The organism is Rivibacter subsaxonicus, from assembly GCF_004217215.1.
Classification (GTDB): domain Bacteria; phylum Pseudomonadota; class Gammaproteobacteria; order Burkholderiales; family Burkholderiaceae_C; genus Rivibacter; species Rivibacter subsaxonicus.
Map to the genome: position 1 here is coordinate 240,938 of NZ_SHKP01000005.1, position 22,165 is coordinate 263,102.

The 22,165-nt window shown below is 70.4% G+C and carries 26 protein-coding genes and 1 pseudogene; 6 read left to right on the plus strand and 21 right to left on the minus strand.

Annotated elements, in window-relative coordinates; genetic code table 11:
• Positions 1-6: 6 nt before the first annotated feature.
• Positions 7-471 (minus strand): annotated as a pseudogene (locus EV670_RS07120) (SDR family NAD(P)-dependent oxidoreductase); the annotation flags it as partial.
• Positions 472-573: 102 nt separating this feature from the next.
• The gene (locus EV670_RS07125) at positions 574-1,164 is read right to left on the minus strand and encodes a TetR/AcrR family transcriptional regulator (RefSeq protein WP_130431149.1); all 591 of its coding nucleotides are present in this window, start codon (positions 1,162-1,164) and stop codon (positions 574-576) included.
• 253 nt (positions 1,165-1,417) lie between these two features.
• Between EV670_RS07125 and EV670_RS07130 the strand changes: the two genes are divergently transcribed.
• A complete protein-coding gene (locus tag EV670_RS07130; protein WP_130431150.1) occupies positions 1,418-1,657 on the plus strand; it encodes a TPR end-of-group domain-containing protein in 240 nt (79 codons plus the stop codon).
• A 5-nt stretch (positions 1,658-1,662) separates the two neighbouring features.
• Here the strand turns inward: EV670_RS07130 and EV670_RS07135 are convergent, their stop codons facing one another.
• From EV670_RS07135 to EV670_RS07150, 4 genes are all read right to left on the minus strand, one after another.
• Positions 1,663-2,328, minus strand: coding sequence for a Vgb family protein (locus tag EV670_RS07135; RefSeq protein WP_130431151.1), 666 nt, complete (start codon positions 2,326-2,328; stop codon positions 1,663-1,665).
• Positions 2,329-2,336: 8 nt separating this feature from the next.
• Complete coding sequence (locus tag EV670_RS07140) at positions 2,337-2,795, minus strand: SRPBCC family protein (RefSeq protein ID WP_130431152.1); 459 nt, start codon at positions 2,793-2,795, stop codon at positions 2,337-2,339.
• Positions 2,796-2,849: 54 nt separating this feature from the next.
• Complete coding sequence (locus tag EV670_RS07145) at positions 2,850-4,103, minus strand: helix-turn-helix domain-containing protein (RefSeq protein ID WP_130431153.1); 1,254 nt, start codon at positions 4,101-4,103, stop codon at positions 2,850-2,852.
• 232 nt (positions 4,104-4,335) lie between these two features.
• On the minus strand, positions 4,336-4,812 hold the full coding sequence (locus tag EV670_RS07150; RefSeq protein WP_130431154.1) for a pyridoxamine 5'-phosphate oxidase family protein: 477 nt from the start codon (positions 4,810-4,812) through the stop codon (positions 4,336-4,338).
• Positions 4,813-4,964: 152 nt separating this feature from the next.
• On the opposite strand from EV670_RS07150, the gene EV670_RS07155 reads away from it, so the two are divergent.
• On the plus strand, positions 4,965-5,444 hold the full coding sequence (locus EV670_RS07155) for a VOC family protein (RefSeq protein WP_130431155.1): 480 nt from the start codon (positions 4,965-4,967) through the stop codon (positions 5,442-5,444).
• 66 nt (positions 5,445-5,510) lie between these two features.
• Here the strand turns inward: EV670_RS07155 and EV670_RS07160 are convergent, their stop codons facing one another.
• Genes EV670_RS07160 through EV670_RS07175 form a run of 4 tightly spaced genes read right to left on the minus strand, consistent with a single transcriptional unit; the run spans position 5,511 to position 7,694 of the window.
• Complete coding sequence (locus EV670_RS07160) at positions 5,511-5,723, minus strand: heavy-metal-associated domain-containing protein (RefSeq protein WP_130431156.1); 213 nt, start codon at positions 5,721-5,723, stop codon at positions 5,511-5,513.
• Between the two features lie 54 nt (positions 5,724-5,777).
• On the minus strand, positions 5,778-6,449 hold the full coding sequence (locus tag EV670_RS07165; RefSeq protein ID WP_130431157.1) for a 3-oxoacid CoA-transferase subunit B: 672 nt from the start codon (positions 6,447-6,449) through the stop codon (positions 5,778-5,780).
• On the minus strand, positions 6,446-7,138 hold the full coding sequence (locus EV670_RS07170; protein ID WP_130431158.1) for a 3-oxoacid CoA-transferase subunit A: 693 nt from the start codon (positions 7,136-7,138) through the stop codon (positions 6,446-6,448). Before EV670_RS07170 ends, EV670_RS07165 begins: the two co-directional genes overlap by 4 nt.
• A gap of 10 nt (positions 7,139-7,148) precedes the next feature.
• Complete coding sequence (locus tag EV670_RS07175) at positions 7,149-7,694, minus strand: DUF456 domain-containing protein (protein ID WP_130431159.1); 546 nt, start codon at positions 7,692-7,694, stop codon at positions 7,149-7,151.
• Positions 7,695-7,847: 153 nt separating this feature from the next.
• On the opposite strand from EV670_RS07175, the gene EV670_RS07180 reads away from it, so the two are divergent.
• Positions 7,848-8,138: a GYD domain-containing protein gene (locus tag EV670_RS07180; RefSeq protein WP_130431160.1), complete on the plus strand. Its 291-nt coding sequence runs from the start codon at positions 7,848-7,850 to the stop codon at positions 8,136-8,138.
• Between the two features lie 8 nt (positions 8,139-8,146).
• On the opposite strand, the gene pcaCD is transcribed toward EV670_RS07180, so the two are convergent.
• The 4 genes from pcaCD to pcaH are packed head-to-tail and all read right to left on the minus strand — an operon-like array spanning position 8,147 to position 11,857.
• Entirely contained in the window at positions 8,147-9,439 is a 1,293-nt protein-coding gene (gene pcaCD / locus EV670_RS07185; RefSeq protein WP_130431161.1) for a bifunctional 4-carboxymuconolactone decarboxylase/3-oxoadipate enol-lactonase PcaCD, read from the minus strand.
• On the minus strand, positions 9,436-10,653 hold the full coding sequence (pcaB, locus tag EV670_RS07190; protein ID WP_207225021.1) for a 3-carboxy-cis,cis-muconate cycloisomerase: 1,218 nt from the start codon (positions 10,651-10,653) through the stop codon (positions 9,436-9,438). Before pcaB ends, pcaCD begins: the two co-directional genes overlap by 4 nt.
• A gap of 24 nt (positions 10,654-10,677) precedes the next feature.
• Positions 10,678-11,154 carry a peptidase associated/transthyretin-like domain-containing protein gene (locus EV670_RS07195; RefSeq protein WP_130431163.1) on the minus strand — a complete coding sequence of 159 codons (477 nt, stop codon included), beginning with the start codon at positions 11,152-11,154 and terminating at the stop codon, positions 10,678-10,680.
• Between the two features lie 10 nt (positions 11,155-11,164).
• Positions 11,165-11,857 (minus strand): protocatechuate 3,4-dioxygenase subunit beta, encoded by a 693-nt coding sequence (pcaH, locus tag EV670_RS07200; protein WP_130431164.1) that lies wholly within the window; start codon positions 11,855-11,857, stop codon positions 11,165-11,167.
• Positions 11,858-12,036: 179 nt separating this feature from the next.
• On the opposite strand from pcaH, the gene EV670_RS07205 reads away from it, so the two are divergent.
• Positions 12,037-12,849 carry an IclR family transcriptional regulator domain-containing protein gene (locus EV670_RS07205; RefSeq protein ID WP_130431165.1) on the plus strand — a complete coding sequence of 271 codons (813 nt, stop codon included), beginning with the start codon at positions 12,037-12,039 and terminating at the stop codon, positions 12,847-12,849.
• A gap of 32 nt (positions 12,850-12,881) precedes the next feature.
• Complete coding sequence (gene pobA, locus EV670_RS07210; protein WP_130431687.1) at positions 12,882-14,063, plus strand: 4-hydroxybenzoate 3-monooxygenase; 1,182 nt, start codon at positions 12,882-12,884, stop codon at positions 14,061-14,063.
• A gap of 52 nt (positions 14,064-14,115) precedes the next feature.
• Here pobA and EV670_RS07215 read toward each other — a convergent pair whose 3' ends face one another.
• Complete coding sequence (locus EV670_RS07215; protein ID WP_130431166.1) at positions 14,116-14,421, minus strand: hypothetical protein; 306 nt, start codon at positions 14,419-14,421, stop codon at positions 14,116-14,118.
• Between the two features lie 264 nt (positions 14,422-14,685).
• Between EV670_RS07215 and EV670_RS07220 the strand changes: the two genes are divergently transcribed.
• On the plus strand, positions 14,686-15,006 hold the full coding sequence (locus EV670_RS07220) for a hypothetical protein (protein ID WP_130431167.1): 321 nt from the start codon (positions 14,686-14,688) through the stop codon (positions 15,004-15,006).
• Positions 15,007-15,009: 3 nt separating this feature from the next.
• Here the strand turns inward: EV670_RS07220 and EV670_RS07225 are convergent, their stop codons facing one another.
• The 6 genes from EV670_RS07225 to EV670_RS07250 form a co-directional block, all read right to left on the minus strand.
• Positions 15,010-15,516: a MarR family winged helix-turn-helix transcriptional regulator gene (locus tag EV670_RS07225; protein ID WP_242616870.1), complete on the minus strand. Its 507-nt coding sequence runs from the start codon at positions 15,514-15,516 to the stop codon at positions 15,010-15,012.
• Positions 15,494-16,249, minus strand: a complete 756-nt coding sequence (locus EV670_RS07230) for an ABC transporter ATP-binding protein (protein WP_130431168.1) — start codon at positions 16,247-16,249, stop codon at positions 15,494-15,496. The genes EV670_RS07225 and EV670_RS07230 overlap by 23 nt, the downstream gene beginning before the upstream one ends.
• Positions 16,250-16,256: 7 nt before the next feature.
• The gene (locus tag EV670_RS07235; protein ID WP_130431169.1) at positions 16,257-18,026 is read right to left on the minus strand and encodes a branched-chain amino acid ABC transporter ATP-binding protein/permease; all 1,770 of its coding nucleotides are present in this window, start codon (positions 18,024-18,026) and stop codon (positions 16,257-16,259) included.
• A gap of 1 nt (position 18,027) precedes the next feature.
• Positions 18,028-19,065: a branched-chain amino acid ABC transporter permease gene (locus EV670_RS07240; protein ID WP_130431170.1), complete on the minus strand. Its 1,038-nt coding sequence runs from the start codon at positions 19,063-19,065 to the stop codon at positions 18,028-18,030.
• Between the two features lie 85 nt (positions 19,066-19,150).
• Positions 19,151-20,287, minus strand: a complete 1,137-nt coding sequence (locus EV670_RS07245) for an ABC transporter substrate-binding protein (protein ID WP_130431171.1) — start codon at positions 20,285-20,287, stop codon at positions 19,151-19,153.
• 32 nt (positions 20,288-20,319) lie between these two features.
• The gene (locus tag EV670_RS07250) at positions 20,320-22,164 is read right to left on the minus strand and encodes a feruloyl-CoA synthase (RefSeq protein WP_130431689.1); all 1,845 of its coding nucleotides are present in this window, start codon (positions 22,162-22,164) and stop codon (positions 20,320-20,322) included.
• Position 22,165 lies beyond the last annotated feature (1 nt).

Sequence of the window (22,165 nt, forward strand, 5' to 3'; positions counted from 1 at the left end):
GCCGTGCGCGCGCAGCTCGTGGCGCAGGCCGTTGGTCAGCGCCCAGGCCGCCGACTTGCTGGCGCCATACATCGCCAGCAAGGGAGAGTTGATCCAGCTTGCCGCCGACAGCACGTTCAGGATCGCACCGCCGCCGTTGGCGCCCAGCACCGGTGCAAGGGCCTGGCTCAGGCGCAGCGGACCGAAGAAGTTGGTCCCCAGCTGCGCGCGCGCAGACTGGATGCTGTCGGCGGACAGGAAACCCCCGACGGTGGCGATGCCGGCGTTGTTGATCAGCAGCGCTACGTCGGTGCAGCGGCTGGCCGCTGCGGCAACACCCTCGGGGCGGGTGACGTCGAGCCGGATGGCCTCGACCCCGGCCAGCCTGAGCTTCGAGGGGTCGCGCACGCCTGCGTAGACCTTGCGCGCGCCGCGGCCGAGCGCTTCGCGGGCGAAGGCCAGGCCGAGGCCGGTGGCGTTGTGAAGCTTCATGGTTCAGGGCCTCGTCAGTCGTGAGGGGTGGGAGGAAGGCTGACCCATGATGGTCGTCATATTTTTGTACGAGCTCACAACGACGCGGCAAGCGGTCGTCGTTCAGTCGGACGATTCGCGGTCGTACTGCGCCAGCAGCGCCCGGCGCGATGCCTTCAGCAGCGCCTGGCCTTCGGCGTTGTCGCCAAGAGCACGGGCCAGTTGCAGCGCACCAACCAGCTGGCTGGCGATCGCAGGCCCGCTGTCGGCCGGTGCGTCTTTCGGCAGCGCGCGGCGCACCGCGGCGACCAGGCCACGCACCCGTTGCGCAGCGGCCTCGCGCACCTCGGGGGACTGGCGTGGCATCTCCGAAGCCAGCGCCGCCACCGGGCAACCGGTCTCGATGTCGCCGAGGTGGCGATCGGACAGGTAGCCTTCCACCAGGGCACGCAAGGCACTGGCGCCGCGCGCCTGGCGTGTGGCCGTGGCCTGAATGACGCGGGCCGCACTGTCGTGGCCGGCACGCTCGAGTGCTTCGGCCAGCAAGGCATTGCGTGAGCTGAAGTGGGCGTAGAAGCCGCCGTGGGTCAGCCCGGCTTCTTTCATGATGTCGGCAACGCCCACGCCCTGGAATCCGCCTCGGCGGATCGCACGCGCGGCGGTTGCGACGATGCGCTCATGGCTGAGTTCCTTGCGGCTGGGCGGGCTGTTCATGCTGAACTCTAGCACGCAATATGACGACCGTCATAATCAATGGCGGCCTCAGGGGCGAGTCCAAGCCATGCCGACTCGGAACCGCATAGCAGCCGCCAACCCGACTGGGTCCAGGAGGCGGTCATCTATGTCAGCTTTACCGCCAAGCATTTCGACAGCCCCACCGGCAGCTGCGGGTTGCAAGCAGCCGCGCGATCACGCCCGCAACGTCGCCGAGGTCCCGCCACCCTGCAAGACCGATAGAAATGGGTCAGTGAAAGGCGGCGCCGGCATCTACACCTGCCCCTACGAGTCGGCTGCCGCGTGGCTGAGCTTGGGCGATCGCGAGCGCGCGCTCGATCTGCTGAACGAGGCCGTGGCCAAGCGCTCGAACTGCCTGATCTTCCTGCGCAACGACCCGCGCCTGAAGGTGCTGCACGAGGACGCGCGCTTCGCGGCGCTGCTGACCCGGGTCGGGTTGGACGACACGGCGCTGGCGTCCTACAAGCGCTGAGGCGGTCACGGCCCCTTCCCCGGACGCCGCACCGCGCGCACCGTGCCACTCGGCCCGCCGCCGCAATAGAAGAGCTCGGCGCCGTCGGACTCCATGCCGCTGACGCCGGTGCCGGGCGGCATCTCGAGTCGCTCGAGCACGGCGCCGCTGTCGGGGTCGACGCGACGGATCTCGCTCTCGTCGCCGTCCCAGGTGCCGTGCCAGAGCTCGCCATCGACCCAGGTCACGCCGGTGACGAAACGGTTGGACTCGATGCTTCGCAGGATCGCGCCCGTGGCAGGGTCGATGCGGTGAATCCTGCGGTCGCGATACTGCCCTACCCACAGGCTGCCTTCGGCCCACGCAAGCCCCGAGTCGCGACCGTGGCCGGGCGCAGGGATCGATGCGACGACCCGGCCGCTGGCGGGGTCGATCTTGTCGATCCGTGCTTCGGCGATCTGGTACAGATGCGTTCCGTCGAACGCGCTGCCCGCGTCACAGGCCACCTCCAGCGTGCGCGCGATGGTGCCGCTTGCGGGATCGATCGCGAGCAGCTTCGCGCCCGTGGCGGCCCAGAAGCGCTCGCCGTCGTGCGTAACACCATGGATGTGATCGGCGCCGGCAAAGGGGCCGTACTCGCGGACGACTTCGGCGAGAGCAGCCTGCGCAGGGGCGGGGTGCTTCGTGTTCACGCTGCAGCCTAATGCCAGTTGCTGATCTTCAGGTCATCGGGCGACGGTTGGCCCTGGCCGGTCTCGACGAGGTCGCGCAGGCTCAGCAGGAAAGTCGCCCACTTCGTGCTGCAGTGGGCCATGAACTCACCCTTGTCGCGCCAGTTGCGGTGACCGAACGTCACGATCGTGAAGCCGTCCTGTTGCGACAGCAGGAACTCGATGTCGGTGCCGACCCACTCCGCCGGTCCGTCCAACACGCGCCAGTGCACCCTCTGGTCCGGCGTCAGTTCGAGCACGTCCATGCCGAAGCCGCCGATCTCGTCGCCGGCGGCGGTGTGGAAGCGAAAGTCGACATGGCCGCCGGGCTTCGAGGTGCCGGTCGTATCGCGGGTCCACCAGCCCGCCAGCCCGTCGATGGTCGCGAGCGCCGTGTAGACATTCGATGTCGGTGCCTTGATGCCGATCCTGTGAACGATATCCATCATGCTGAACTCCGGGTGTTGGCGTTGCGGCGCCAGCATTGGCGCCGTGAGGTCACTCTAGGCAAGCGGCAGCGAAGGCGGGAGTAACAAGATCGTCGTGAATCCAGCGAGCGGGACGCTGAGCCAGCGCTGCGAGCGCGCGCGGCCGATGGCGCGCACCTTGCCCGCGGCCTCCAGATCCGCGAGCGCACGCTGCACCGTGCGCTGGCTCTCGCCCAGCGCGAGCGCGAGCGCCGAGGTGGACCACGCCGCGCCGTCGGCCAGCAAGGCCTGCAGCGATGCCTCCTCGCCCTCGATCGGCGGCACGAGCACGACAACGCCCCGCTCGCCACCTGGCACAGGCGCGCAGCCGCTCCTGCCCAACGGGACGAGCGCGTACCCGCGCTCGGTGGCCTCGATGCGCGCTTGCGGCGCAATGAGCGCGCGCAGGCGGCCGATCTCCACGCGCAGTCGAGCGCGGTGCGTCTCGTCGGGCCGCTGAGTGCGGAACGCGCGCGCGATCAGCGCGTCACGATCGACATCGCCGGGCCAACCCTCGGCGAGCGCACGCGCCAGCGAGAAGAGCACCGGCCGGCGCGCCAGCGACCACCAGGCACCGCCGCTGCGCAGGCCGCGCCGGCAGGCGTCGACCACCAGCGCACCCGAGGCGAACAGCGCTTCGACTTCGGCCAGGCGCAGCGGCGCTTCGTCGCCCGCCTGCCAGCGCCGCGCGGCGGGGCGATCGAGCACGGACTGCATCTCGGCCACCTCGGCCATCAGCGCCGGCACGCGGGCGCGTTCGGCCGCCGCCTGTGCGCGCAGCAGCGCCGCATTGGCCGGCCCCGTGCACAGCTTGCGCAACGCGATCTCGGCCGCGGCCAGTTCGGCCACCGCGGTCAGCGACGGCGAGGCGAGGCGGCGTGTATCGAGGCCGGCGAGCGCAGCGGCAGCCTCGTCGATGCGCCCGAGCAGCAGCAGCCGGCGCACCGCGATCAGGCGGGCGTGCGTGGCATTGACGCTGTCGGCGCGCGCGTCGAGCGCGGCCGCCGCGGCGGCCAGCGTACGGGGCGCACCGCCCAGGTCGCGCATCGCGAGCGCCACCTCCGCCTCGGCGACCACGCAGCGCGCGCGCGCCAGCGCCTCGTGGCTGCCGAAGCCGCGCGCCGCACGCCGCAAGAGCTCCCGCGCGCGGGCGAGCTCGCCGAGCTGCGCCATCGCGATGCCGCGCAAGGCCAGGGCCGGTGGGTCGTTGCGCAGCGCCACGCGCTTGAGCGCGCTCAGCGCGTCGCCCGCGGCCAGCGCGCGCCCGGCCGCGGCGATGAGTGAGTCCATGGACGCAGGTTAATGCGTGGCGCGCAGAGGTCGTGGCTTGCGGCTGTGGTGCGAAAGGACGAACCCGGAAGTGATGCCCTTCATCAGCCCGTCGCTGACTGGCCAGTCAAAGCAGCCAACTGCGCGTCGAAGGCACGCTCGTCCGCAGGGCGCGCTTCGCGGCGCTGCTGACCCGGGTCGGGCCGGACGACACGGCGCTGGCGTCCTGCAAGCGCTGAAGCGGGCGCTTCGCTCAGTGCGCGCCGCCGCCTTGGCAGCTCACGAGGTCGGTGTGCCCGAATCCCTTCGTGTAGTCGAGCACGGAGACGATTTCCGGAACGACGCGAAAGAGCGCGACCTCCTCCGGCTCAGGCATCTTCATCTGAGCGGTCAGGGGCGAAGCGTCGGGGTACTTCAGCGGCAGCATCCCGATCACCTTCTGCGCCTCGGCACGGTCGCTCACGCGGTGGGCTCGCGCCGCCATCGACAGGCCGGTGATCGACATGAGGTCCGGCGTGTCATGGTCGATCGTGATCGACACGCGATTGTCGTGCGCGAGGTTCCTGGCCTTCTGGCTGTCCAGGCCGCAGAGGAACCAGAGCGTGAGGCCCTCGTTCACGTAGCCAACCGTCGTTGCCTGCGGCCAGCCGTCCGGCCGCAGGGTCGCAATCGTCATGATCCTGTGAGCCTCGAGCAGAGACAGGATCTTCTGCTTCATCAGATCGTCCATGAGGATCTCCACAGTCGCCAATCGACTGAATGCGGGCCGATCGTGCCGCCGCATCGCATGCCCCACATTGATTGACGTCAACCGAGGGCTCGGCCCGCGCGGGAGCCCGCGCGCTTAGGATGCACGTCCCGGTCACGAGCTGGAGAACGAACATGGTCCCCAAGAACACGATCTGTCTCTGGTACGACGGCACCGCCCTGGAGGCCGCGCAGTTCTACGCCAAGACCTTCCCGGACAGCGCGGTGGGAGCGGTCCTCCGCGCGCCCGGCGACTATCCATCGGGCAAGCAGGGCGACGTGTTGACGGTCGAGTTCACCGTGCTCGGCATCCCTTGTCTGGGCCTGAACGGTGGCCCGGCGTTCAAGCACAGCGAGGCCTTTTCGTTCCAGGTCGCGACCGACGACCAGGCCGAAACCGACCGCCTGTGGAAGGCGATCGTGGGCAACGGCGGCCAGGAAAGCGCCTGCGGCTGGTGCCGGGACAAGTGGGGCCTGTCGTGGCAGATCACGCCACGCGCCCTCACTGCCGCGATCACCGATCCCGATCGCGCCGCTGCCAAGCGCGCTTTCGAGGCGATGATGGAAATGGGAAAGATCGACATCGCGGCGATCGAGGCCGCCCGCCGCGGCTGAGGCTCAGTCAGCGCGCGTTTGCTCAGCCAGCGGCTCAGCTCGCGCTCGACGTCCGCCAGCTACCGCTCACGCGGCGGGTGGGTAGCCCGCCTCGGTGAGCGCCGCGGCCAGCACCGCGCGCGGCTGCGCGCTGCGGATGCTCACGTGCTTGCGCGCGAGGTCGGCCTCGACTTGGGCCTGCGCGTCGAGCGCCTGCGCCACGGCGGTCACGCTCTTCACGCAATGCCCGCAGCTCAGGTCGGGCAGGTCGAATTCATGCTGCTGGGTGGCTGCGCTCATGGTGTCGTCGGCATCGATTGAACAGGGCTCGCAGATGGGGTCGGACCCGCTCGATCACAAGCCCAGAGGCGTCGTGCGCGCGTCGACCAGCGGGATCGCGGTGACCTGCTGCAGCGCCTCGAAACCCAGGCCTTCGACGATGTCGATCACACGCGAGCCGGCGGGGTCGAGGTCGATCACCGCAAGGTCGGTGTAGACACGGCTGACGCAGCCGACGCCGGTGAGCGGGTAGCTGCAGGCCGGCACCAGCTTCGAGGCGCTGGCGTCGACGCCGCCCTTGGTGAGGTGGTCCATCATGATCCAGGTGCGCTTGGCGCCGATGGCGAGGTCCATCGCGCCGCCGACGGCGGGGATCGCATCGGGCGCGCCGGTGTGCCAGTTGGCGAGGTCGCCGTTGGCCGCGACCTGGAAGGCACCGAGCACGCAGACGTCGAGATGGCCGCCGCGCATCATCGCGAAGCTGTCGGCGTGGTGGAAGAAACTGCCGCCGGGCAGCAGCGTCACCGGTTGCTTGCCGGCGTTGATGAGGTCGTAGTCCTCGGCGCCCGCGGCCGGTGCCGGGCCCATGCCGAGCACGCCGTTTTCGCTGTGCAGGATCACTTCCCGGTCGGCCGGCAGGTGGTTGGCCACCAGCGTCGGCAGGCCGATGCCGAGGTTGACGACCATGCCGTCCTCGATGTCGCGCGCCACGCGCCGCGCCATCTGCTCACGCGTCCAGCGATTCATGCTGCACCTCCGGCCTGGGTGATGCGGCGCTCGACCTGCACCACCGCGTGCACGAAGACGCCGGGCGTGACGATCGCCTCGGGGTCGAGCGCGCCGAGCGGCACGATCTCGGGCACCTCGACCACGGTGCGCCGCGCGGCGCTGGCCATGATCGGGCCGAAGTTGCGCGCGGTCATGCGGTAGGTGAGGTTGCCCCAGCGGTCGGCGCGCTCGGCCTTGATCAGCGCCAGGTCGGCGTGGATCGGATGCTCGAGCACGTACATGCGGCCGTCGATCTCGCGCGTCTCCTTGCCCCTGGCGAGTTCGGTGCCGTAGCCGGTGGGCGTGAAGAAGGCGCCGATGCCGGCGCCGGCGGCGCGGATGCGCTCGGCGAGGTTGCCCTGCGGCACCAGTTCGAGCTCGAGCTTGCCGGCGCGGTAGAGGCCGTCGAAGACCTGCGAGTCGACCTGGCGCGGGAAGCTGCAGATGATCTTGCGCACCCGGCCGGCCTTGAGCAGCGCGGCCAGGCCGGTCTCGCCGTTGCCGGCGTTGTTGTTGACGACGGTGAGCTCGCGCGCGCCCTGCTCGATCAGGCCGTCGATCAGGCTCTCGGGGATGCCGGCGGTGCCGAAGCCGCCGATCAGCACGGTGGCACCGTCCTGCACGCCGGCCAGCGCGGCGGCGACCGTTGGGGCGATCTTGTCGATCATCGGTTGGCTCCTAGCTCGCGATCCACGCCAGCACGAAGGTGAGAATCATCGCCAGCACCAGCATCAGCTTGACGACGATGCCGGCCAGCAGGCCGAGCCAGGTGGCGATGCCGACCTTGACCGCCTGCTGCTCGGCGTTCGGTGAGGCGGCCGCGCCCTTGCGGTGCTGGGCGTACCACTCGCCCGCCACCGCGCCGACGAAGGGCATGAACAGCAGGCCGACGAAGCCGGTGAAGATGCCGAGCAGGGTGCCGATCGCGGCGCCGACCAGTGCCTCGCGGCTGGCGCCGACCTGGCGCGCGCCCATGATCGCGGCCACGTAGTCGGTGACCCAGGCCAGCAGCGCGAAGATTGCGATCAGCGTGATCGCCAGCGGCCCGACGCGTGCAAAGCCGTCGATCCACGCCGCGAGCACCAGGCCGGCCAGCACGAAGGCGGTGCCGGGCAGCAGCGGCAGCACTGTGCCGACCAGGCCGATCAGCACCAGCGTCGCCGCGAGCAGCCACCATACAACTGGCGCGACCTGCGGAAACAGCGTGAGCAGCGATTGGGACATTCACTCTCCTGATGGCAGCGACCTCGTCGGCCGCCTAGATTGATCTGGACGACCCCGGTTCAGCCCGATTTGGCCCGAACCCTGCCGGGTCTGGAAGGCCGGCGGTGCCTTCCACTCGCAGCACCGGCTTGTCGACCGCCCGAGGAGCAATTCATGGCTACTTTCGTCGTTCTGATGAACTTCACCGAACAAGGTATCAAGAGCGTGAAGCAGTCGCCGGACCGCGCCGAGGCCTTCACCGCGGTCGCCACCAAGATGGGCGTGACGATCAAGAGCATTCTCTGGACGGTGGGCCACTACGACTTGGTGACCACGGTCGAGGGCAGCGACGAGGCCGTGACCACCTTGCTGCTGACGCTGGGCATGGCCGGCAATGTGCGCACCGAGACGCTGCGCGCCTACACGGCCGGCGAGATGAAGGCCATCATCGGCAAGCTCGGCTAGCGCGGCCATCACAGCCGTTCGACGAACGGCCGCAGGGCGGCCTCGAAGGCAACCGGGTCCTCGAGCACCGAGAGGTGCGAGAGGCCCGGCAGCACCACCAGTGAGCTGCCGGCGATGTGCTGGACGATCGTCTTGCTCATCGCCACCGGGGTGCCGGGATCGATCTCGCCGGCGATCACCAGCGTCGGCAGCCGGATCGCGCCAAGGCGCCCGGTCAGGTCCAGCAGGCGCAGCGCCTCGCAGGTGGCGATGTAGCCCTCGGGTTCGTTGCTGACCACGCGCCGGCGCCAGCGCGCCACGGTGGCCGGCTGGCTGCGGCGGAATTCCTCGCCGAACCAGCGCTGCATCGCGCCGTCGGCGATCGCCTCCAGGCCCTGGGCCCGGATCAGGTCGATGCGCTGCTGCCAGGCCTCGCGCCCGGCGGCGTCGTAGGCGGAGCTGCTGTTGGCGATCACCAGCGCCTTGAGCAGTTCGGGGCGGGCCAGCGCCAGCGCCTGGCCGACCATGCCGCCCATCGACAGGCCGACCCAGACCACCTGGCCGCAGCCGGTGCTTGCCTGCAGTTCCTCGATCAGGCGCGCGGCATCGGCCGCCAGCTGCTCGACCGTGTAGGGCCCGGGCGGCGACTCGGAGCCGCCGTGGCCGCGGTGGTCGTAGCAGATCACGCGATGGCCCTGCGCCACCAGCGAGTTGGCGAGCCGGTCCCACATGCTCACGTCACAACCGAGCGCGTGGCTGAGCACGAAAGTGTGGCGACCCGCGCCCTCGGCTTCGCTCAGCGCGCCCGGCTCGCGCAGCGTGTAGTGCAGGTGCGGCCGGCTCGTCGTGCGATGGCTGCTGCCGCTGCCCGGATGCGCCGCCTGCGCGGCGTCGGCCGGCGGCAGCTCGATGCCGAGCTCGCGCAGCAGCTTGTTGGTGATGCTCATCGCGGTGTTGGCGGCCGGCACGCCGGCGTAGATCGCGGTCTGCATCAGCACCTCGCGCACTTCTTCTGGAGTGAGGCGCGACGCGGGATCGCCGCCCGGTCCACCGCCCGTGAGCGCCGCGCGGGTGTGCAGCTCGAACTCCTCCCAGCGCGAGAGCGCGGCGGTGATCGCCAGCACGATCACGCGCCGGGTGCGCAGCTCCAGCCCCGGCCGGCCCCAGATCTCGTGCCAGGCGTAGCGGGTGATGAAGTTCTGGAAGTCGGCGTTGAAGGCGTTGGCGTTGCTGACCGACTTGTCGACCCAGGCGTCGCCGAGGATCGCGCGGCGGTTGCGCATGCCGCGCTCGATGTCGTGGTCGAAGGGATCGAAGCTCATGATTCGTTCGTTGCAGCCAGCGAGAGGTCGATGGCCGAATTCTGCGCGCGCAGCTCGGCCACGCGCCGGCGCGCCAGCGTCGCGGCGGCCTGCAGGTGGGCCGGCGGCGGCGGCTCCTCGAGCGGGCCGTGCTCGGCCAGGTTGCGCAGCATGCGCACCGGGTCGACCTGCAGCCCGCGCATCGCCTCGAGCAGCGCGGCGAGCGCGCCATGGGCCGAGGTCCACAGCGCCGGCCATTCGGCGATCTCGGCCTGCCAGTCGCCCAGGCCGCGCTCATGGGCCTGGCCCATCGCACCGAGCAGCGCGGCGGCACGCGCCGGTGCGCGCTGCGCGGCGGCCAGCGCCGTCATCGCCGCCACCGGGTTGCGCTTGTGCGGCATCGCGCTCGAGCCGCCGCGACCGGGCGCGCTCGGCTCGGCCAGTTCGGCGACCTCAGCCTGGCTCATCAGCGCGAGGTCGGCGCCGATCTTGCCGAGGCTGCCCGTGAGCACCGCGACTTCGAGGCCGAGCCGCAACCATTCGTCGCGCTGCGTGTGCCAGGGTGCCGGCGGCAGCGCGAGGCCCAGGTCGGCCGCCATGCGCTGCGCCACCGCGCCGGCACGCGGGCCCATCACCGCCAGCGTGCCGACCGCGCCGCCGAGCTGCAGCGCGAGCGAGCCACGCGCCAGCTCATGCAGCCGGGCGCGCGAGCGCACCAGCGGCGCCGCCCAGTTGGCGCATTTCAGGCCGAAGCTGGTCGGCAGCGCCGGCTGCATCAGCGTGCGGGCCAGCAGCGGGGTATCGACATGGGTCTCGGCCAGCGCGAGCAGCGCGTCGATCAGGCCGGCCAGGTCGCGCCCGACCGGCACCAGCGCCCGCTTCGTGCACAGCGCGAGCGCGCTGTCGATCGCGTCCTGGCTGGTGCTGCCGTGGTGCACGTGGCGCGCGGCCTCGGGATCGAACAGCGCCACGCTGCGGCGCAGCTGGTCGACCAGCGGGATCGCCAGGCTGCCGGCGCGGCCGCTGGCGCCGATGATCGCCTCGGCGTCGAAGAGCTCGACCTTGCAGACGCCGGCGATCGCGGTCGCCGCCGAGGCCGGGATCAGGCCCTCGGCCGCCTGCGCCCGCGCCAGCGCGGCCTCGAAGTCGAACATCGCCTGCAACAGCGCGACATCGGAAAAGGCGGCCGCGATCTCGGGCGTGCTCAGGAAGCGATCAAGCGCGGGCAAGGTCATCGGGTCCCCAAGGCGCTGCGGCCTTCATTCGAAATCCAGGAACACGGTCTCGTGCTCGCCCTGGAGGTGGATGTCCCAGCGGTAGCCATTGACGCCGTCGCGGCGCGCGATCAGCGTGGCGCGCCGTTCTTCGGGCAGTTGCGCGAGCAGCGGCGCGGTGGCCAGCGTCGGCGCGTCGCCGAGGAAGACGGCGCTGAACTGGTGCTGCAGCAGGCCGCGCGCGAAGACCGTGATCCACGCGGCCGGCTCGCCGGCCCCGCCCGCCGTGGCCGGCAGCGCCAGGCTGAACTCGCCCTGCGCGCCGGTGGCGCAGCGCACGAAGGCGGGCGCCGCCGCGCCGGGCACGAAGGCCTCGACCCAGCCGTCGTCCACGGGCTGGCCGGCGCCGTCCAGCAGGCGGCCCTGGATGCGCAGCGGGCCGCTGGCGGAGGCCTCGATCGCCCATTGCCACGCCTCGTGCGGGAAGGGGCCGATGGTCTGGGTGGGGGTCAATGCAGGCATCGCGTGCTCCTCACAGGCCGAAGGGCGTGGCGCCACGCCCGCGCAGCACGATGTCGAAACGGTAGCCGAGCATCTCGGCGCCGACCGTCTCGTCCATGTCCAGGTGGGCCGAGAGCCGCAGCCGCGCGGCCGGGTCGGGAATGCTCTGATAGATCGGGTCGTAGTCGAACAGCGGGTCGCCGGCGAAGTACATCTGGGTCACCAGGCGCTGCGCCAGCACGTTGCCGAACAGGCTGAAGTGGATGTGGGCCGGGCGCCAGGCCTTGTCCTGGTTGCCCCAGGGGTACGGGCCGGGCTTGATGCTGACGAAGCGGTAGCGGCCCTCGGCGTCGGTGAAGAACTTGCCGAGGCCGTGGAAGTTGGGGTCGAGCGGCGCGTCGTGGCGGTCCTTCTTGTGCCAGTAGCGGCCGGCGGCGTTGCACTGCCAGACCTCGACCAGCGAGTTGCGCACCGGCCGTCCGTCCTCGTCGCTGACGCGGCCGGTGACGACGATCTTCTCGCCGAGCGGTGCGCCGCGGCCGTGGACGGTGAGGTCGGCGTCATGCGGGCCGAGCAACGTCGGCGCGAATCGCATCCCGTGCTCGGCGGCGGCCGGCGCGTGCACCCGCAGCGGCAACGCCTGCGGGCCGCGCAGCCGGGTCGACTTGTAGGCGGCGTGCAGCAGCTCGGGGTAGCTGCCCGGGGCAACGGGGTCGAATCGCATGCGGTCTCCTCGATCGGCTCTGGCACGCCAATTTGTGCGATTAGCGCGCCATCTTCTAGTAGCCACCCTTGTGGCGCCCGAAAACTAAGCGATATCCTGCCTTGCATCAAGAATGCATGCAGCGAAGTGCGCGAGGAGCGCGCATCTTGCGCGATTAGCGCATCAGGGAGAGCAACTTGTTGGAAGCCCCGCAACCCGCAGACGAGCCCGGTGCCGAGTCGGCCACGGCGAACGACGGCCCGCTCAAGCGCGACCTCATCGCCGGCCTCGAGAAGGGCCTGGCGGTGATCGAAGCCTTCGACCAGGACCGGCCACGGCTGTCGATCACCGAGGTCGCCGAGCGCACCGGCCTGACCCGCGCGGCGGCGCGGCGCTACCTGATCACGCTCGCCTACCTCGGCTACGTGCAGCAGGACCGCAAGCTCTACGGCCTGAGTCCGAAGGTGCTGCGCCTGGGCCAGAGCTACATGCATTCGGCGCGCCTGCCGCGCGTGATGCAGCCGCAGCTGCAGAAGCTGGCCTACGCGCTGCAGGAGGCCAGTTCGGCCGGCGTGCTCGACCACGACGACGTGATCGCGGTCGCCGCGGCCAGCGCCGGGCGGGTGGTCTCGGCCACGCTGCAACCGGGCACCCGGGTGCCGGCCTACTGCACCAGCAACGGCCGGGTGCTGGTGGCGGCGCTGCCCGATGCCCAGCGCGACGCCTGGCTCGCGCGCCAGCCGCTGACGGCGCTAACCTCGCACACCATCACCAATCCCGAGCGGCTCAGGCTCGAGCTGCTGCGCACCCGCGCGCAGGGCTATGCGATGGTCGACCAGGAGCTCGAGCTCGGGCTGCGCACGATCGCGGTGCCGCTGCGCAACTATCGCGGCGACGTCGTCGCGGCGATGAACGTCAGCGTGCATGCCAGCCGCATGCGCATGGAGCAGCTGGTCGAGCAATGCCTGCCGCCGCTGCTGCACGCGCAGGAACAGTTGCGCACGCTGCTCTGACCGATCCGGGGGACCCGACCGCCATGGCCACGCTGCGTACCCAGGTTGCGATCATCGGTGCCGGGCCTTCGGGCCTGCTGCTGGGCCAGCTGCTGCACCGGCATGGCATCGACAACGTCATCGTCGAGCGCTCGGCGGCCGAGCATGTGGCGGCGCGCATCCGCGCCGGCGTGATCGAGCAGACCACGATCGAGCTGCTCGACGAGGCCGGCGTCGGCGCCCGCATGCACCGCGAAGGCCTGCCGCACGAGGGCTTCGACCTCGCCTTCCTCGGTCGTCACCTGCGCATCGACCTGCCCGGCCTGACCGACGGCAAGCATGTGATGGTCTACGGCCAGACCGAGATCACGCGCGACCTGATGGAGGCGCGCCAGGCCGCCGGCCTGCCGAGCTTCTACAGCGCCGCCAACGTGAGCCTGCACGACATCGACGGCAACGCGCCGAGCCTGCGCTTCACCGACGCCGAGGGCCGCGCGCAGGAACTGCACTGCGACTTCATCGCCGGCTGCGACGGCTACCACGGCGCCAGCCGCGCCAGCATCCAGGCCGATCGGCTGCGCAGCTTCGAACGGCTCTATCCCTTCGGCTGGCTCGGCATCCTGGCCGACGTGGCGCCGGTCTCGCACGAGCTGATCTACGCCAACAGCGAGCGCGGCTTCGCGCTGGCCAGCATGCGATCGAGCACGCGCAGCCGCTACTACGTGCAGGTGGGCGCCGAGGAAAAGGTCGAGCAGTGGAGCGACGCGGCCTTCTGGGACGAGTTGCGGCGGCGGCTGCCGCCCGAGACCGCGGCGAAGGTGCAGACCGGCCCGAGCATCGAGAAGAGCATCGCGCCGTTGCGCAGTTTCGTGGCCGAGCCGATGCGCTTCGGCCGCCTGTTCCTGGCCGGCGACGCGGCCCACATCGTGCCGCCGACCGGCGCCAAGGGACTCAACCTCGCTGCGTCTGACGTGCGCTACCTCAGCCGGGCGCTGGTCGAGCATTACCGCGAGCGCAGCGACGTGGGCATAGACCGCTACAGCGAGCGCTGCCTGCGCCGGGTCTGGAAGGCCGAGCGCTTCTCGTGGTGGTTCACCTCGCTGATGCATCGCTTTCCCGAGCCGGGCGGCTTCGGCCAGCGGATCCAGGAGGCCGAGCTGAGCTATCTGGAAGGCTCGGTGGCGGCGCAGACCGCGCTCGCCGAGAACTACGTCGGGCTACCGTTCGAAGCCTGAATGCCGCCTCCGTGCCAGCACGGAGGCGGCATGTCAGAACTTCTGCGCAACCTCACTTGGCGTCGCGGCGCGCGATGCGCATCTCGCTCGCGCTCACCTGGCCGCGTTGCGGCAGGGTGCCGTTGAGCTCGGCATAGGCGAAGTCCATTTCGCCTGCGTTGCGGGCTCGAGCCAGTTCGGCGGTGACTGCCGCTCGCCCGACCGAGCTCGACGCCGGCTTGGCGGTCACGTTCGCCGGCACCGAGGGACCGTAGATCTCGCTTTCGGCATTGCTCATCGTGGCCGTCTGGGCTTCGGCCGGCAGGCTGAGCAGGACCGCCGAGGCGGCGAGGGCGGAGAGAACCAGGTAGGACTTCATCGCGGGCTCCTTTTGGTTGATGACTGCGATGGAGTGAATCTAGGCTGCTGGAATCAAGCGATAAACCCTTGACTTCGAGATGAACCATTTCCAAATTCGAAGCAATGCATCTGAAAGTATTCTCGTCAACCCGCGACAAACACTGCTGTGCCGATCAGGCAGCGCCACGGCGCCGCGGTACAACGCCGGCATGAGCGCCGCCCGGCCGCCCGAAGGGGCGAATTCCCTCTCGGAGGGACGGTGCGCAGCGCCAAGGGTCCACCAATGACCGACGAGTACCAGATCGAGATCCCGCCGTCCTTCTACGCGCTCTACAGCGACGCGCGGCGCCGCCTGACGGCGCCGATGGCGCTGGTGCGCGAGCGCTACGAGGCCTGCGAAGACCTGGCGCAGTTGCTGGTCGACCGGGCCGATGCCAAGCTCTTCGAGCTGGGCTCGGTGGCGCACGAGGACGTGCTGCTGCGCTTTCATGCCGGGCTGTGCGCACCGGGCTCGATGGTGTCGGCACCCGAGGCCGAGTGGGTGATCCGCCGCCTGGCGGAGTTGCTGGGCTGGGCATGCCCGCCGCTGGCGGCGAGCGAATGAAGCCTAGGCCCGGCGCAGCCGGCCCACCTTCTGCAGCAGCTCGATCAGCATCGCCTTCTCGGCCTCGCTGAGCTGGCGGCTCCATTCGCGCTCCATCTCGTGCGACGAGGCCAGCGCCTTGCGCGCGGTGGCGGCGCCGTCGCGCGTCAGGCGCACATGCTGCACGCGACGATCGGCCGCGCTGCGCTCGCGCAGGATCAGGTCGCGCTCGACCAGCTTGTCGAGCAGCAGCGTCAGGTTCGGCGGCGACAGCGCCAGCGCGTTGGCAAGCTGCTTCTGCGTCACGTCGCGGTTGGCCTGCACCAGCACCAGCAGCGAGAACTCCACCGGTCGCAGGCCGAGCGGCTCGCCGATGTGACGGAAGTAGAGCTTCTTGCTCGGTACGTCGGCGACCGAGATGTGGTGGCCGAGCACATGGCGCAGCGCGCTCTGGTCGAGCGGCGCATGGGCGCCCTGCCCTGCCGCCGCGGGCTCCTCGACTTCCGTCTCAGGCGTCTTGCGTGGTGCCATTGCTTCTACCGCTGGCACCGAGGTAGGTCTCGACGATGCGCGCGTCGCCGGCCAGCTCGCGCGCCGGGCCCTGCAGCACGACCTCGCCGGTCTCGAGCACGTAGCCGTGGTCGGCCACCGCCAGCGCGGCGCGCGCGTTCTGCTCGACCAGCAGGATCGTCACGCCGGTCTGGCGCAGCTGCTCGATGGTGCGGAAGATCTCCTTGACCACCAGCGGCGCGAGGCCGAGGCTGGGCTCGTCGAGCATCAGCAGGCGCGGCTGGCTCATCAACGCGCGCCCGAGTGCGAGCATCTGGCGCTCGCCGCCGCTGAGCGTACCGGCCAGCTGCGTGCGCCGTTCGAGCAGGCGCGGGAACAGCGCGTAGACCCGGTCGAGCTCGCCGCGCCAGCCGCGATTGCGCAGCCGCATCTGGCGATAGGCGCCGAGCACCAGGTTGTCCTCGACCGCCATCGAGCCGAACAGCTCGCGCTTCTCGGGCACCAGCGCGATGCCGCGCATCACGCGCTGCTCCAGGCTCAGGCGGCCGATGTCCTCGCCGCCGAAGCGCAGCGCACCGCGCGCCGGCAGCACGCCCATCAGCGCCGCCAGCAGCGTGCTCTTGCCGGCGCCGTTGGGGCCGATCACCGTGACCACGCTGCCGCCGGCGGCCTTCAGCGCAAGGCCGCTGAGCACCTCGGCCTTGCCGTAGCCGGCATGCAGGTCGCTGACGTCGAGGAGGAGTTCTTGACTCATGACGGGCCTAGTGCTCGGTGCCGAGATAGGCAGCGCGCACCGCCGGACTGGCTTGCACCTCGGCCGGCGTGCCGTCCATCAGGCGGGTGCCGAACTCCATCACGACGATGCGGTCGGTCAGGCCCATCACGAAGTCCATGTCGTGCTCGACCAGCAGGATCGACAGGCCCTGGCCCTTCAGCTGGCGCAACACCGCGGCCAGCGCCTGCTTCTCCTTGAGGCGCAGGCCGGCGGCCGGCTCGTCGAGCAGCAGCAGCGCCGGGTCGGTGGCCAGCGCGCGTGCGATCTCGACCATGCGCTGCGGGCCGAGTGCGAGGTTGCCGGCCGGCTCGAACATGCGATCGGCCAGGCCGATGCGCTCGAGCTGCTTGTGGGCCTCGGCAAAGAGCTGGCGCTCCTCGGCCCGGTTGCGACGCAGCATCGCGCTCAGCGTGCCCTTGCCGGAGCGCAGGTAGCCGCCGATCGCGACGTTCTCGAGCACCGTCATCTCGGGAATCAGCTTGACATGCTGGAAGGTGCGCGAGAGCCCGCGCCGCGCGATCTGGCGCGAGGGCAGGCCGTCGACGCGCTGGCCGCGAAAGTGCACCTCGCCGCCGCTCAGGCCCAGCACGCCGGAGACGAGGTTGAAGGTCGTGCTCTTGCCGGCGCCGTTGGGGCCGATCAGGCCGATGATCTCGCCAGCGTGGACCGAGAAGCTCACGTCGTTGACGGCAACCAGGCCGCCGAAGGTCTTGCGCACCGCCTTGGCCTCGAGCAGCAACTCGCCGGCGGCCGGCTTGTCGCGCGCCGGCAGCGCCAGCGCGCCCTGCCAGTCGGCGCGCGGCACCGGCGTCGGCAGCAGGCGCGCGAACAGGCCGCGCAGCCCCGGCCACAGGCCGTCGGGTGCGTACTTCAGCGCCAGCACCAGCGCGATGCCGAAGACGATGATCTCGTAGTTGCCGCTGGTGCCGATCAGCTTGGGCAGCCAGACCTGGAGCTGGTCCTCGACCACCTTGACGACCGCGCTGCCGGTGAACGCGCCCCACACATGGCCGACGCCGCCGACCACCGCCATGAACAGGTACTCGATGCCCATCTTGATGCCGAAGGGCGATGGGTTCACGGTGCGCTGGAAGTGGGCGAACAGCCAGCCCGAGACCGCCGCGTAGAGCGCCGCGATGACGAAGATGATGACCTTGTAGCGGTAGGTGCTGATGCCCATCGCCTCGGCCATCACGCTGCCGCTCTTGAGGGCGCGGATCGCGCGGCCGGCGCGCGAGTCGAGCAGGTTGACCAGCGCCCAGGCGCCGAGCAGCGCCAGTGCCCAGATCAGGTAGTAGATGCTGCGGCCCTGGTTGAGGTCGATGCCGAAAAAGTTGAGCGCCGGCACGCCGAGCAGGCCGTCGTACTTGCCCAGCGCCTCGGTGTTGGCCATCGTGTAGTTGATCGACAGGCACCAGGCGATCGTCGCCAGCGGCAGGTAGTGGCCGCTCATGCGCAGCGTGAGCCAGCCCAGCACCAGCGCTGCCACCAGCGTCAGCGCGAGGCCGACCCACAGGTTGATCCACGGCGACCAGCCGAGCTTGGTGCTGAGGTAGGCCGTGGCGTAGGCACCGATGCCGACGAAGGCCGCCTGGCCGAAGGAGGTGAGCCCGCCGACGCCGGTCAGCAGCACCAGGCCGAGCACGACGATCGAGTACAGCCCGATGTAGTTGAGCTGCGTGATCCAGAACTCGGGCACCGGCAGCAGTGGCAGCGCGGCGAGCAGCGCAAGAAGGAGCCAGGCGGGCTTCTTCATCTCATTCCTCGTCCGAGTGCGGATCGCGCAGCGAGCGCCACAGCAGCACCGGCAGGATCGAGGTGAAGACGATCACCTCCTTCCACGCGCTGGCCCAGAAGGAACCGAAGCTCTCCAGCAAACCGACGCCGATCGCGCCTACCGCCGCCAGCGGATAGCTGGCCAGCCCGGCGAAGACCGCGGCGACGAAGCCCTTGAGGCCGATCAGGAAGCCCGAGTCGTAGAACACCGTGGTCGAAGGCCCGATCAGCAGGCCCGAGAGCGCGCCGATGAAGGCCGCCATCGTGAACGAGAGCTTGCCGGCGCTTTCGCTGGAGATGCCCATCAACCGCGCGCCGAGCCGGTTGACCGCGGTGGCGCGCAGCGCCTTGCCGGCCAGCGAGCGCTCGAAGAAGAGGTAGAGGCTGACGATCAGCGCGCTCGACGCGGCCAGGATGATGAAGGTCTGGCCGCTGATCGTGAGCGGGCCGAGCGAGAAGCGCGCGTCCCAGAAGCTCGGGTTGCGAAAGCCCTCGGCGCCGAAGGCCAGCAACGCCAGGCCGGTGAGCGCGAAGTGCACGCCGACCGAGACGATCAGCAGCACCAGCACGCTGGCACCGGCCAGCGACTGGTAGGCCAGGCGATAGACCAGCGGGCCCATCGGCGTGACCAGCGCCAGCGTGACCAGCGCCTGCACGATCAGGCCGCTGTTGCGCGGCGCGATCCACCAGGCGGCGGCACTGGCCAGCAGCGGCAGCGCCAGCGTGCGCAGCAACTGCCTGAACAGCGCCGACGGCAACTGGCGGGCGCGCAGGCCGTCGAGCAGGTCGAGCAGCGCCACCAGCAGCGCCATTGCCAGCAGCAGCCACACGGTGCCGGGCAGGCGGCCGAGCTGGAACATGCCGACGGTGAGCGCGCCGAAGGCGACGAACTCGCCCTGCGGGATGAAGATCACCCGCGTCACGGTGAACACCAGCACCGTGGCCAGGGCCAGCAGCGCGTAGATCGCGCCGTTGGTCAGGCCGTCGAGCGCGAGGATGCTCGCGATGCTGAGGTCCATGAATCGGGTCGGGAGGATGTGTGAGGAACGAGACGATCATGCCGGCGCCCAGGCGGCGCCGGCAGAGGACTCACCCGCAGCGTTCTTACTCGACCTTCCAGTCGCCGTTCACGACCTTCAGCATGACGCCGGTGTCGGGCGTGAAGCCCCAGTGGTCGTTGGGCTTGTAGTCGAGCACGCCCTGCGAGACCGGCAGCCGCGCGAGCGACTCGAGCTCGTCGCGCAGCGCGGCGCGGAAGGCCGGCGTGCCGGGCTTGCCCTTCTTCAGCGCGCCCGGCACCGCGGCCTCGAGCAGCAGGTAGGCATCGAAGCTGTGGGCACCGAACTGGTTGCGGCTGCCGGGGCCGAAGGCCTTGTCGTAGGCGGCGGCGTAGGTCATGGCCTGCTTCTTGGACGGGTTGCTGTCGGGCAGCGCCTCGGCCACGATCGCCGGACCGGCCGAGACGAAGGTGCCCTCGACCGTCTTGCCGCCGATGCGCATCAGGTCCTTGGTGGCGGCGGCATGGGTCTGGTAGATCTTGCCCTTGTAGCCACGCTCGGCCAGCGCCAGCTGCGGCATCGCGGCACCGCTGCCGGAGGCGACGACCAGGATCGCGTCGGGGTTGGCCGCGGTGAGCTTGAGCGCCTGCGCGGTGACGCCGGTGTCGGAGCGCGCAAAGCGCTCCGTCGCCACCATCTTGATGCCGGCCGCGTCGAGCAGCGGCGTGATGTCGCGCAGCCAGCTCTCGCCGTAGGCGTCGTTGTAGCCGATGAAGCCGATCGTCTTGACGCCCTGCTTCTTCATGTGCTCGACCATCGCCTGGCCCATCACGCCAGCCGAATGGGCGAGCCGGAAGCTCCAGTGGTCCTTGCCCGCCGGCAGCGGGATCGGCGACAGCGCCAGCTGCACCGTCTGCGCCTCGGCCGCGACCTCGGCGATCGGGATCGCCACCGGCGTCGCGATCGAGCCGAGGATCAGGTCGGCCTTGTCCTCGGTGACGAAGCGGCGCGCGTTCTTGACGCCGAGCGTGGGATCGGTGGCGTCGTCGAGCACGATCAGGTTGATCTTCTCGCCGGCCACCGTGGCCGGCCACAGCGTCAGGCCGTTCTTGGCCGGGATGCCCAGGCCCGAGGCCGGGCCGGTGAGCGGCAGCGATACGCCGATCGTGATGTCGGCGCGCGCGGTGCCGACCAGCGTCGCGAGGATCGCGGCGCACAGGAGTTGGATCTTCATCGTCTTCATGCGGCTGTCTCCGGTTTTGTTGTGGTGGTGGGTCAGGAAACCGTGTCTTGCGGTGCGATGCGGTTTGGTGCCGAACCGTCGTAGAGCGCCTCGACCAGCGCCGCGCGATGGGCAAGCACCGCGCGCTGGTTGATCGAGCCCTTGTCGGTCACTTCGCCGCGGTCGATCGACGGCGGCTCGCGCAGCGCGTGCAGCCAGGCCGGGCGCGTCGCGCCGCCGGTGGCCATCGCGCGCAAGCGTTCGAGCAGTTCAGCGAGGAAAGCCTCCACCAACGGGTGCGACAGCACCTGCTCGGCCGAGGCGCCGGCGTCGAGCCCGGCCAGGCGCCGGCACTCGTCGAGGCGCGGGAACAGCAGCAGGCCGAGCGCGTCGCGGTTGAGGCCGGTGACGACCACGTCCTGCACGCAGGGTGCGCCGGCGGCGATGACTCGCGCGCGCAGCGGGCCGACGCTGACGAAGGTGCCGCTGCCGAGCTTGAAGTCCTCGGCGATGCGACCATCGAACAGCAGGCCGCGGCTCGGATCGGCGGGGTCGACCCACTTGCCGGCATCGCCGCTGCAGAGAAAGCCCTCGTCGTCGAAGGCGGCCGCGCTGAGCGCGGGCTCGCGCCAGTAGCCCGGCATCAGGTTCGGACCGCGAAAGCGGATCTCGTGCTTGTCGCCGGAGGGCACCAGCTTGATCTCGACCCCGGGCAGCGGCAGGCCGACGTGGCCGGCCTTGATGTCGGGCCGCCAGGCCAGCGTGCAGGCCGGCGCGGTCTCGGTCATGCCGAGGCTCGAGAGCATGCGGATGCGCTCGCCGACGGTGGCCTCGGCATGCCGGTCGAGCCGGTCCCAGACCGCCTGCGACAGGCCGGCACCGGCGAAGAAGAAAGCCCGCACCCGGCTGAACAGGCGCTCGCGCAGCGCGGCGTCGCTCTCCATCGCGGCAACGATCTCCTCGTAGCCCTTGGGCACGTTGAAGTAGATCGTCGGCGCGATCTCGCGCAGGTTGCGCAGCGTGGTGGCGATGCCGGCAGGCGTGGGCTTGCCGTCGTCGATGTAGAGCGTGCCGCCGTTGAACAGCACCAGGTTCAGGTTGTGGTTGCCGCCGAAGGTGTGGTTCCACGGCAGCCAGTCGAGCAGCACCGGACCTTCGGCGTCGTCGGCGAGGAAGGCGAAGCTCTGCGCCAGCATCTGCTGGTTGGCGCACAACATGCGGTGGGTGTTGACCACGCCCTTGGGCGACTGGGTCGAGCCGGAGGTGAACAGCAGCTTGACGATGGTGTCGGGGCCGACGCTGGCGTGAGCCGCGTCGACCTCAGGACCGGCCGGCTGGGCCAGCAGGTGGTCGAGCGCGTTAGCGCCGAGCAGCACCTCGGTGCGGTCGTCGAACACCGCCTCGATGGCCCGCGCGAAGGCCGGGCCGGCGGCGTAGACCAGGCCCGGCGTGGCCTTGGCAGCGATGTGGCGCAGCTTGCCGAAGTCCTGCGACAGCAGCGAGTAGGCCGGCGAGACCGGCACCACCGGCACCCCGGCCCACATCGCGCCCATCGCCAGCGTCAGGTGCTCGAGGTCGTTGTCGGACAGGATCGCCAGCGGCCGCTCGGGGCCGAGGCCGCGCGCCAGCAGCGCGCCGGCCACGCGCCGGGCGCGATCGAGCATCTGGGCGTAGGAGATGCGGATCCAGTCGCCACCGCCGGGAACACTCGGGTCGCGGCGGGCGGCGAAGACGCGATCCGGCGCCGCCGAGGCCCAATGCGCGAGGCGGTCGCTGAGGCGCGTCGGTGGCGCAGCCAGCGCGTCGGTCGAGCGCAGCCGCTGCACGGCGCCGTGAGCACCCTCGACCACCACCGCGTCGACGCCGCGGATGCTGATCGGGCGGTAGCGCGGCTCCATG